Consider the following 11,419-nt stretch of genomic DNA (forward strand, 5'->3'; position numbering starts at 1 on the left):
TTTAGGAACGTTAGGAAGGTTACAAATTATCCCAGTCTTTGCCATAATCTTGCAGTGGATATTTAGTCCAAGAATCACGCAGCCATTGCTTTCCACAAGTTTCTAAATACCAGTGAACACTACTTTCAAGCCAATCATAAGGCGATTGAACTAAACTATGCTTGACTGGGTTGTAATGAATATAGTTAAGAGTTGTATAGTAATGTCGTTCAGAGCGGATAGCGCGATCGCTCCAAGAATACCAGATTTTACGCTTAGTGATATTGTCTTCTATATTCCACTGTCGCGAAAGCGCACCATGTATTCTGCGGAACAAGTCACTCAAAACATCAAAATTTACAACCTGAACTAGTAAATAGATAGTGGTTAGGCAAAATAATCCAAGCACAGATTGTTAAGTTTGTAGTAAGCGCTTCAGCGCTTTCATTATCATTTTCACTAATGCTAAACTTATCAAATATCATATTTAATAATTGCTGACGGCGCGATTCAGATTGCATGTAACACTTATGCTCATAACAAGCTGCCGTTAACAGATAAAATTGTCTATCCCGTATTAGATGTGGTGGCGAGTGGGGTGGATAGCCACGACTTAAGCGTTGTTTAACTAATTCAGCTTTTTTTTCTGGCGTGAGTTTATGATATTCATACATAAATTTGTTTAAGCACTGAAGTGCTTACTACGAACTTTTTGTTGGTAGTCAGGACTTTAGTCCTGTTGCTTTATGGGGCGGAAAAGCAATGAGATTTAGCTGTTCTTGAAAATCTTTAACTGAATCTACTTCTATCAGTTTTTGTGTATAAGGTTGATAGTGAAATAGTTCATATCCTTTATCAGCTAAATACTGTGCAACCTCAATATTACTGCCTTGGCTACCCGCAATATTTTCATATAAAATGATTGGCAAAAACTCAGTCAGTAACTTCTGACTACCAATAAGAACCGCCATTTCATGGCCTTCTGCATCTATTTTGAGAAAATCCACCCTCTCGATGTTTTCTTGCTCAATCAGACTATCTAAAGTAAAACAGGTGGCTTCCTCAAAAGACTCTGAAGACATATTTTCTGCCGCATCACTAGAAATTATCTGGTTAAGTTCGTTAGCAGAATGTAGTAGTAATTTTACAGTGCCATTGCGATCGCTAGCTGCCCCTTCACAAACATTAACCCATGATAATTGATTAATTCTACAGGTTTCTTGCAAACAACGTATACAACCTGAGAAAGGCTCAACTGCTAACACTCTTCCCTCAGAACCAACTTTTAAAGCAGCGCTGAAAGTATAGACTCCAACGTTAGCACCGACATCAATTACCGTCATACCGGGTTTAATACTATTGCGCCAAAACTCCATTTCTTTCTCAAACCAGTCTTGTTCGGCAATTAATACACTAGTGGCAATACTACGCAAGCTTGGCTCAACTGCCATTATTAAATCACCTTCAAAAGGCACATAAGTAAATAGGCTATTGCTTGCTAATTGTGTCCAGTGCCAATCTGAAGATGGAGAATTTGACTGATAAAATTTACGAGATATTTCCTGCCAATAATCTGAGACTTCTATCTGGTTTAAATCTCGGTAAGCTAAGTGCAGTGCTTGAAGAATAGGTGCATAATTTGGTGCTAATTTTCTAGCTTGATGTAAATATAAAATTCCTTCTAGCTCTCCAGTCATTAAACTAGATATTCCTAGCTTTAGCCCAACATCAACTGAATTTGGGAAAAGTTGAGAAGCTAGATGTAAGAAACGGCGACTCACAGCAGTGTAAAAAACTAACTGTGAATGACATATTATTTCAATTAGCAAAAAAACTGCTTTCTCGTAGCTATTTTCAGCTAATAAAATTTGTTCAAAGCATTTGCGATCATTATCAGAGATATTTTTATTATCTGTAAATATATATATTAAACAATGAGAATAACTGTTGGAAGTTGTATAAGCTGCCTGGAGATTATTTATCAAGGCATTAAGTGCTATCTCTATTGCTTTTTGTTTTTCTCCAATCATGCTATAAATTAAAGCAAGATGAGCAGCACACAGTGGATGTCCATCTATATTTAAACCATTATTCAATGCTTCAAAAGCCATTTCCAGATAGACTGAGCGCAGAACTAGATTATCAACACACTCTTCTGCCTCGCTTAAAGCTACCACTGCCACGTTATTCCAATCATCTGAAGAATTAGGAGTATCCCAAGAAGTCTGTGACAGAATTCCAGTAACTTTTGATAACATATCAGCATTAATAGCTGGCAGTAATTTTTGAATATATTGCAAATATATATCATCAACAGCACGCTCAGAGTTCATATTAAAAATAAAGTAAATGTATCTAAATTTAGGTTTGATAAAGTCTCTACCAAAGCAATTGTGTCTCAATAGTTACTACGCGGTTAATAATTAAATACCAGCAACCCTCTCGTTTTGAGGATGCCCATCTGCCCAAGAAAAACTAACATTCTGGCTAAAAATTTTTTACACAAACTTCAAATCCTGACTCTGAAGACGAGGCAACTTTATGGTAGACCCATACTGTACCGACAATTTCGCCATGCGATCGCCCCCGCCCGCATGCTTCACAACAAAACCCTCTCCTGCACCTAAACAGGGCAACTTTCCAGGTCTTATTCAGTGAGTGGAACATTAAAATTATATAAAGATTTGCGATGATTCTACCTAATGCCAGATGTTTGCGATATTCTAAATAACGTTTAAATAAATAGAAACAGTAGATATTTCTACTCAATTTCAAATTTACCTGTCAGTCAAAAACTTTCAAACTAGCCCGTGTCCTATGGGTTCTTCAACAACCACACATATTTTTTGTGATTAAAACAAATAGAATTTTCCCAGTCGTCCTCAGTCACACTACTTAGTGCAACTTCCCAGATGACTAATTATTTTGCTCTGCGTTCACAACAGATATCTTACAAAAGGTACTGTTGCACTCTTGTGTAAAAAGGTTAAAGGTTAAGATGAAAAAGAAGACGGCGAAAGGTTAAAGAGAAAAGGGGAAACAGAAACATCCCTTACCCCTTCATCCCTTAAGCCTTTGCCCTGAACCTTTGCCTGACTTCTGCAAAAAGTTTAAGGAGTGCTTGGTAAAATTGGAGTTTTGTGGTGGTAATTACCGTACAAAAGTGAATTTACCAGTAATTTAGTAGAGTTTGTTATGGTATAGTTAAAAAGTTAAGACTAGCTTTACCAAAATTACACCACTCTACGGCCCGGCAACAATTGCAGAATGGGAAGCAGTTTTAATTAAGTATTTACCAACCAAATCTGAATTCAATCGAGGTTATGACTCAGCAAGTGATTCACCCAATGGTGAAATTGCAGCGCAACGTGCAATCACTCATAGAATCGAATATTATCAAGCCAAGCGATAGCATCTGGAAAATCGCTTTGCTCTACGGTAATGAATGGCAGCACTGGAAACAAGAACTGCTAGACTTTGGCTTTAGTATGCAAGACCCAGTTAGTGAATTGCTAGCTGTAGAAACTTGGGATGAGGAATAGGGAATAGGGATTTTCAATATTCCCTTCTCCCCAGTGCAGGCGCGATTAATCGCGTCTCTCCTATACTTTGCAAGCAGCTAACGCCGCAGCTAATTCCTTTGCAGTTTGATAGCGATCGCGTGGCAATGGTTCTGTAACGCGATCAATCACATCTCTTAATTGGGAACTAATGGTGGGAACTTTTGCCACATCAAACCTGAAGTTTCGCCCCCGTTGGCGGTAATACTTGAAAGGGTTTTCGCCTGTGAGCAAAAAAATCAGCGTTGGCCCAATTGCATACAAATCAGATTGAGTCAAAGGTTGTCCTCGTTCTTGTTCAGGAGCGCAGTAACCTTCTGCACCAATCCGAGTACCGGGCGCTGTGCCAATTTCCTTAACTGCGCCAAAATCTAGCACTACTATGCGATTTCCTGAACTCCGCACCATCAAGTTGGCGGGTTTAATGTCGCGGTGAATCAGTGGAGGCTCTTGGCTATGAAGATATTCTAAAATATCGCAGGTTTGGATCATCCAAGCGATCGCTTGGCTTGGCGTAACTGGCCCAGTGGTATAGACACGTTTCTCTAAATCTTGTCCGTGGATTAATTCCATTGCTAAGTATTTTTTTCCGTCTTCTACAAAGAAGTCGTAATACTTGGGAATTCCAGGATGGTTAAGGGATTTGAGAGTATACGCCTCACGCTCAAATAATTCTTGAGCTTTGGCAATTCTTACCATATCAGCATTCATTTGCTTCAACACCAGCAGTTGTGGGATACTCCCAATCTGACCAGTACCATCCCAAGCGAGATAAGTAGTACCCATACCTCCTTGTCCGAGAGTTCGCAACACCTGATAATGGCGAATTTTTTGTTGCACTGAGAGAGGTTGACCGCAGTGGATGCAAAACAGATTGTTTGGGGAGTTGCCTTCGTGTGTGCAAGTGTATCTACCTTGGGCTGAGTAGAGAGTTGCAGCGGCGTTTTCTTCTGTCTCTTGTATTTGTTGTTGCGATCGCACACCAGTTTCTAGTACTGTTACCTCCTGAATTTGGAATTGCAGTATTGGGCCTCCCTGTGCCAGTTGCAAAAGGGAATTATCTGGTAACGGACTCTGAATCACAAGGACACCGTTGAGGAAAGTCCCATTAGTACCCTGACTAATCAGCCGCCAATTACCGCCATTGCCGGCAGAATCGACTTGTCTCAGTTCTAAATGATGCCGCGAAACTAAACTATCAGTTAAAACAACGTGATTATCTGCCGCTCGACCAATCCGAATTATGGAAGAGTTCTCAAAGCACCACTGCTGGAGGGGCGTTTTCTGTTGCGGTTCTAACAGAGTCAGACTAACCACAATACAACCTACAAGGTAAAAGGATCAGGGATTGGGCATTGGGCATTAAGCATTGGGCATTAGGCATTAAACTTATCCGTAAATTAGGTTTTAACCCTTAATTTATAAGGTTTTGAGGTTAATACGCTGATATGTGTATTGGGAATTGGTGATTGTTCTTTCTTCTTATTACCCATGCCTCATGCCCCATTCCCTATGCCAATTTATTTCTAACTTTCTAGATTTGGGCGTACTTTTGCCCGAATTAGTATACCAGTAATGTTGTCATGACCATTGTGTTGGTTCGCTAAATCAATTAACTCTGTAACACCCCGTTCTAAGTTAACGCCAGAACTAAGTAACGGTTCTAAGTGAGTCTGCCAATGGGTTTCTAGTAAATCATTATCTGATAGACCGTCCGATGCCAACAGCAGAAGTGTATCTTCATTGATCTCGAAAAAGCCTACATCGGGACTAATCGAGTTTTCATCACGAGGTCCCAAGGCTTGGGTAAGTTGGTAGGCATCTGGGCGGGCGTAAGCTATGCTTGCTTCCACTCCTCGGTTAATTTCCCGTTGTCCAACTTCGTGATCTACTGTGACTTGTTCTAGCCCTCGCTTACGCGTCAAGCTATAGAGACGGCTATCTCCCACATGAGCAACTGCTGCTTGAGTATCTTGAATTAAAAGCATTACCAGAGTTGTACCCATGCGCCCCACTCCAGAACGGGCATCTTGTTGATTAAGCTTGTAAATCGCCTCATTAGCTAAATACACTGCCTCACGAATGCTATCTTCTGTTGGCAGCTGGTTGGCAGTCCAGTGTTCTTGAAAGTATTGCCGTAGGGTGTTGACTGCTAACTCACTGGCTATCTCGCCGCCAGCGTGTCCACCCATACCATCACAGAGAATATACAAACCATGCCCTTGCAAGACTCGACTTTTGGGGAACTCCAGCTTTTGAATTTTGGTTTCAATGCCAAAGTAGTCTTCGTTATGATGACGTTGACGCCCCACATCTGTGCGTCCTGCATCTTCCAAGCTACTTAACTGCATCGCCAGCACAACAGTTGGCATATCATCAGTTTTGCTAATGATATCTTCTGGCTCATCTGATTGCGGGATAGTGGGCACAGCAGTATTTTTCTCCTTTATTGGGGGCAAAGTTGCGGTTCCTAGTGCTTCCAGTTCAACAGAGATTTCTTCCAAACGCGATCGCAATTGTGCGATCGTCTGAATCTTACCTACATCTAAATCCCCCAACATCTGAACTACAGAACCAAATTGAGTGCGTTGAGACTGCCTAAATAGCGCTTGCCAAACCCGCCCCAAAGCTTGAATAGTTAACGGTTGATCTGGAATCGCAGATGTTTGAACTTGGGCATCTTCTGGTGACTCGGTGGCGGGCACAGAATTCGATGATTCCACATACAACCTTTGTAGCGCTAGCGTTTGGTCTTCATCCAATCGCAAATTAGACAAATCTAAAAGGCTTTGACGACAATTTACTGGTTCCAATAATGCCCAAAGTTGGGTCATTTGATAACACCAGTGTAAAATTTTTAACGAACTCGTTGTTTCTTCTTGCCACAAGTCGAGTAAAGGCTGCCAATGTGAGCGGTCTTCAATTATGACTACCTCCACATCCCCATGCTGCCATGCATCGTGAATCGGCGGTATCCTCCGCTGACCTTGGGATTGTAAGGCAATATAAACCTTCGCAAGGTGAGGAATTCCATTTGCTTCCACTGATGGCGTTAGCAAATCTGGTTGCTGACTTGCTAGCACTGCCTCAATGGGTGATATTTGATACGGCTGAGAGTCTAGAACTCTCACACCTACATCAGTAATGATTGCAGTTTCAGTTTTGGCAGGTAGCGGATCTAACAATTGATACCGCTCTTGGGAGTCTAAATAGGAGCCTAATGCAATCTGAGAACTAGGGGATAGAGGAGATGAGGAGGATATTGCTCCTTCATCTCCCTCATTTTTGTCTATTCCCAAAGCTTCTCCAGTCGTTTCCTTAGCAATAATTGCCCAAAACACTGTTCCACATTCCGTGCCACAGTTATGACAACGTAGTGCATTCACAGGTACATCATCAGTACTGCATTCAGGACAAACCTTGTGAGTCAGGGACGTGCCACAGCTTTGGCAGAATTTGTTGCTATTGGGGTTTTCAAATTTACACTGAGGGCAAATCAGCATAGTGGAAGTTCCTTTATTCCCGTTCCAAGGTGCTTCTAGCCACTAAGATCCAAGGTGCCGCAATTGGCTGTCCCTGACTACAGTAGACCTAGAAAAGATTGTAGTTGATCAATGAATTTTGGTGGCAGTATTAATTGTGACGCATATTAGATCAATATTTAATATATTGGCAGCCAATTCCTTATAAATGGCGCATGAAGAAGATGAGGAGCAAAAGTAGGGAAAGCATCGCTAACTACAGCATCAAAATTGCCATTGAGCAAATCTTGGAAAAATTCTAGCCCAGAATTAAAAGTACTAATTTTGGCGTTGGAGATGGTTTTGGCAGAATCTGCCCCAGTGGAACCAATTTGTACGGCAATTTTTGTACCTTTAAGACTATTGAAGTCTTTAATATTTTGGTTGTCTTCGCGGACAGCGTAGGCGTAGCCCGTCATAGACATCGCTAGTCCGGCTTTAAAATAAGGTCGTTCGGCGGTAATCGTGATTCCACTAATTGCGGCATCAACTCTTTTAGCTTGCAAAGTCAAGATTCACGATACTTGTCATGATGTTATAAGAAAGAATACATACGTCAGCAGCCACAATCCATCATGAATTCTAGGCGATTAACGAAATTTTAAGACCGCCACTCTCTTGAAAAGTCGAGATCACAGGAAGTTTCCGATCTGACTTTTTGCCAATTGCCTTCTTGTGTGTTCTGTATTCTGACTTCCAATTTTGAACTACTTATGGTTTCTACAACCCCTGCTTACCGAATTACTGATTTGTTCGCCGAACGAGCAAAAAACCTCGCACCACCAACCTACGGTACAGAGTTAACCAAAATCGCCACTGTCAGTTTTGCCTACGGTCTAGCTGACCCAATTCTCTTTCCTCATGCTGACTTGGCGGCTGCAAGCGCTGCCGTGCTGGCAGAAGAGGCTCCGATCGCCCTCAATTACGGCCCACCTTCAGATCAACTTTATGAGCAAATTATCCTCCGCTTGCAGGCTAAAGGAATCGCTACAGATCGCGATCGCCTGATCATTGGCTACGGTTCTGGTCAGATTTTGGGCTTGCTACCAGATGTGTTTATCGAAGCTGGTGATGTGGTAATTGTAGAAGGTCCAACCTTCCTGGGAGTAGTTGTTAGATTTGTCCACGCTGGCGCACGCGTAATTACCATTCCTGTGGATGAGTTGGGGATGGATGTAGATGCCCTAGAAGAAACATTGAGCGACTTGAAAAAACAGGGTATTCGACCCCGGTTTATTTACACCATCCCGACCTTTCACAATCCCACAGGCGCTACTATGCCCTTATTTCGCCGCCAAAAACTGGTAGCATTAGCGGCTGAGTATGGCGTGCTGGTAGTAGAAGACGATGCTTATAGCGATTTGCGCTTCCAAGGAGAAACTGTGCCCCCCCTCGCAACCCTAGACCAAGAGGGGTGGGTATTATATGTAAGTACCTTCTCGAAAATTATTGCGCCTGGTATAAGGTTGGGATGGGCTTGTGGCGATCCAGCGATTATTGAGCGGCTGGCAATGTTTAAAAGTGAGGGACCTGTGGGGCCATTTGTCAGTCATGTGGTCGCCCGCTATTGTGCCACAGGCAAATTAGAGAATCACATTCAGGAGCTAATTGCCTGCTACAAGCATAAGTGTAATTTGTTGTTAGAGGCGATCGCTCACGAGTTTCCAAGTGATATAGTTGCTTTGCGTCCCGATGGCGGCTTCTTCGTTTGGTGTAAATTGCCGTCAGATATCAGCGCCAAAGCACTCCTAATGGCTGCTAGCGAACACGGCATCAGTTTTCTGCCAGGGACTCGTTGCTACGCCAATGGACAGGGCGATGATGCCATCAGATTAGCTTTCAGCTTTCAGCCAACACAGAAGATTGTTGAGGGAATCGCTACATTAGGAGCAGTGTTGCACGGATTGCGGTAATTCGTAATTCGTAATTCCTAATTCGTAATTGGTACATCGTTCCCAGTCTGAGACTGGGAATGCTCTTTGGGAGGCGGGAGCCTCCCATCTCAGTGGCGCAAGACAATGAATACCATTTCCTTCTTTGACCGGGAAACGAGATTTTGATTTTCAAGAAATTTTGTAAATCTTTAAAAAATTTGTTCTAAGCGCTGGAAATCGCGCTGGACTTCATACCATAGACTTTTATTATGTGGATCTGTTTTCAGAGCTTTTTTGAGATAAATTCTGGCTTTGAGGAGTTGATTTTCGGAGATTAGCGCCCGTCCCCAAATTTGATAAGCGATCGCTAGCCATTGGCGAACTTCTGCATCTGTTGACAAACGATCTGCTAGAGCTTCCGCCAGGGCGATCGCTTGCGGAAATCGCCTTTCTTGCAAAAACCGCTGCAATTGCTCATAAGTCTTCCACTTCAGCCGTTCTTCTATTTCCAACAGATTAGGCGGCTTTGGTTTTCCTGGTTCTTGGCTTGTCGCCGTTGCTACTGGTGTTTTTTGCCTATGCGTTGCCTTAGGGCCATCACGCCCACCAGATGTTGGCACTTGATTTGAATATGCAGCGGTTTCGTCTGGCAGTACCACTGTCAGCAGGAGTTTGTACGCCTCTGTCAACGCAATAAATTTATCTTTGGCTTTGTTGTCATCTGGGTTGATATCGGGATGATATTGCTGCGCTAATCGTCGGTAAGACGATTTGATGTCAGCAAAAGAAGCTCCCGACCTTAAACCCAATAAACGGTAGCAATCTCCAAGATCCATCTTGAGCTATGAGCTATCGAATATCCAGCTAGGGGCTATCAGCTATGAGCTTTAAGCCTGAACTATTAATAATAAGGGCAAATTTGCTATTTTAAAGTTCAATGTTGACAGTTTGTTTAAAGAAGGGGAGTGGAGAAGAGGCAGAGGGGTATGGAGCAGGGAGCAGAGGAGGAAGAGGTAATTTTATATTCTCCCCCTTGCTCCCTGCCCCCTGCTCCCTGCTCCCCTACTTCTCCTAATCCCTACTCCCCTGCTACTATAGAGGTTCGTTCTTCAATCACACGGTCAATTAAACCGTATTGTTTTGCTTCTTCGGCAGACATGAAAAAGTCACGATCCATATCTTTTTCAATCTTTTGTATGGTCTGACCAGTTTTATCGGCATAAATGCCATTCAGCTGGTGACGAATCCGCAGAATCTCTCTAGCTTCAATTTCGATATCGGTTGCTTGCCCACGGGTGCCACCTGAAGGCTGGTGAATCATAATCCGTGAGTGAGGCAATGCTAGCCGTTTGCCTTTGGTGCCAGCTGCCAGCAGGAAAGACCCCATTGAGGCAGCTAAACCTACACAAATAGTCACGACATCTGATTTAATATGTTGCATGGTGTCAAAAATAGCCATGCCAGAGGTGACCATCCCACCTGGGGAATTGATGTATAAATAAATATCTTTACCTGGATCATCTGAGTCCAGATACAGCATTACAGCAATTATTTGATTGGCAATTTCATCATCAATGTCTCGTCCCAAGAATATAATTCGTTCCCGGTAAAGGCGATCGTAGATGCTAATCCAATCTGTATATTGTCCTCCGGGCATCCGGTAAGGAACTTTAGGAACGCCTATAGGCATAATTTACTCCGTTTTTAATTAATAATTTGCGGATGGTAGGAGAGTTAGGAATAACTCATAACTCCTGTACAGACGCGATTAATCGCGTCTCTACTCAGCACTCAGCACTCAGCATTCACTAAAGGACACTGGCTGGAAGTGGGGGATTTGCGAGTTCTTCTTTCTCAAAAACTCGGTCAATTAGCCCGTATTCCTTCGCTTCATAAGGTGTTAGATATAACAGCCTATCCATGTCTTTAGTAATTTTTTCTCGTGGTTGCCCGGTGGTCTGATGTAAGATATCAACTAAGGCCCCTTTATTTACCAAAACTTCCCTTGCCCGAATTTGAATATCCGTTGCTTGACCTTGGGCGTAGCTCTTGGGCTGATGCAGGATAATCGAGGAGTGAGGCAAACTAGCGCGGCAACCTTTTGTCCCAGCACTGAGAAGCATGGCTGACATACCCATCGCGGAACCGACGCAGATGGTATGGATAGGAGGCTTGATATATTTCATGGTGTCGTAGATGGCGAAGGCTTCGGTTTCAAAGCCAATGGGTTCGCCACTGTAACCGGAAGTGCCGGTGGAGTTGATATAGATTTTAATGGGTTTTTCGGGGTCGTCGGACTGCAAAAACAGCAATTCGGCCACAATTAATTCCGTGACAGCAGGCACCAGTGGCATCCCAATATAGACAATTCGCTCCTTCAATAAGAGGGAAGGTAAATCTGGCGGTGGTGTCCGGTAAGAGCTATCGCCGTAATATGGGGCTTGAACAGCTTTGATTGGGGAAATGTCCATAGCAACTGATCGCC

Annotated in this window: 10 protein-coding genes; 2 read left to right on the forward strand and 8 right to left on the reverse strand. The window is 42.9% G+C overall.

Annotated elements, in window-relative coordinates:
* Positions 1-19 precede the first annotated feature (19 nt).
* Together H6G92_RS39560 and H6G92_RS18555 are read right to left on the reverse strand one after the other, a co-directional pair.
* Positions 20-388, reverse strand: a complete 369-nt coding sequence (locus H6G92_RS39560) for a hypothetical protein (RefSeq protein WP_242059191.1) — start codon at positions 386-388, stop codon at positions 20-22.
* Between the two features lie 313 nt (positions 389-701).
* Positions 702-2,312, reverse strand: coding sequence for an FkbM family methyltransferase (locus H6G92_RS18555; RefSeq protein WP_190895102.1), 1,611 nt, complete (start codon positions 2,310-2,312; stop codon positions 702-704).
* Positions 2,313-3,302: 990 nt separating this feature from the next.
* Here H6G92_RS18555 and H6G92_RS18560 point away from each other — a divergent pair.
* Positions 3,303-3,521: a DUF4327 family protein gene (locus H6G92_RS18560; protein ID WP_012407469.1), complete on the forward strand. Its 219-nt coding sequence runs from the start codon at positions 3,303-3,305 to the stop codon at positions 3,519-3,521.
* Positions 3,522-3,581: 60 nt separating this feature from the next.
* Here H6G92_RS18560 and H6G92_RS18565 read toward each other — a convergent pair whose 3' ends face one another.
* The 3 genes from H6G92_RS18565 to H6G92_RS18575 form a co-directional block, all read right to left on the reverse strand.
* Entirely contained in the window at positions 3,582-4,856 is a 1,275-nt protein-coding gene (locus H6G92_RS18565) for a protein kinase domain-containing protein (RefSeq protein WP_190895103.1), read from the reverse strand.
* 209 nt (positions 4,857-5,065) lie between these two features.
* Positions 5,066-7,042: a serine/threonine phosphatase gene (locus H6G92_RS18570; protein WP_190895104.1), complete on the reverse strand. Its 1,977-nt coding sequence runs from the start codon at positions 7,040-7,042 to the stop codon at positions 5,066-5,068.
* 158 nt (positions 7,043-7,200) lie between these two features.
* Positions 7,201-7,566 (reverse strand): hypothetical protein, encoded by a 366-nt coding sequence (locus tag H6G92_RS18575; protein ID WP_390625453.1) that lies wholly within the window; start codon positions 7,564-7,566, stop codon positions 7,201-7,203.
* Positions 7,567-7,773: 207 nt separating this feature from the next.
* Here H6G92_RS18575 and H6G92_RS18580 point away from each other — a divergent pair, with 207 nt between their 5' ends.
* Positions 7,774-8,973 (forward strand): aminotransferase-like domain-containing protein, encoded by a 1,200-nt coding sequence (locus H6G92_RS18580; protein WP_190895105.1) that lies wholly within the window; start codon positions 7,774-7,776, stop codon positions 8,971-8,973.
* Positions 8,974-9,143: 170 nt separating this feature from the next.
* Here H6G92_RS18580 and H6G92_RS18585 read toward each other — a convergent pair whose 3' ends face one another.
* From H6G92_RS18585 to H6G92_RS18595, 3 genes are all read right to left on the reverse strand, one after another.
* Entirely contained in the window at positions 9,144-9,770 is a 627-nt protein-coding gene (locus H6G92_RS18585; RefSeq protein ID WP_190895106.1) for a J domain-containing protein, read from the reverse strand.
* Positions 9,771-10,012: 242 nt separating this feature from the next.
* Positions 10,013-10,624, reverse strand: coding sequence for an ATP-dependent Clp protease proteolytic subunit (locus H6G92_RS18590; RefSeq protein WP_190895107.1), 612 nt, complete (start codon positions 10,622-10,624; stop codon positions 10,013-10,015).
* 118 nt (positions 10,625-10,742) lie between these two features.
* Positions 10,743-11,405 (reverse strand): ATP-dependent Clp protease proteolytic subunit, encoded by a 663-nt coding sequence (locus tag H6G92_RS18595; protein ID WP_190895108.1) that lies wholly within the window; start codon positions 11,403-11,405, stop codon positions 10,743-10,745.
* Positions 11,406-11,419 lie beyond the last annotated feature (14 nt).

Origin of the sequence: Nostoc foliaceum FACHB-393 (assembly GCF_014698505.1) — a bacterium.
Lineage (GTDB): Bacteria > Cyanobacteriota > Cyanobacteriia > Cyanobacteriales > Nostocaceae > Nostoc > Nostoc foliaceum_A.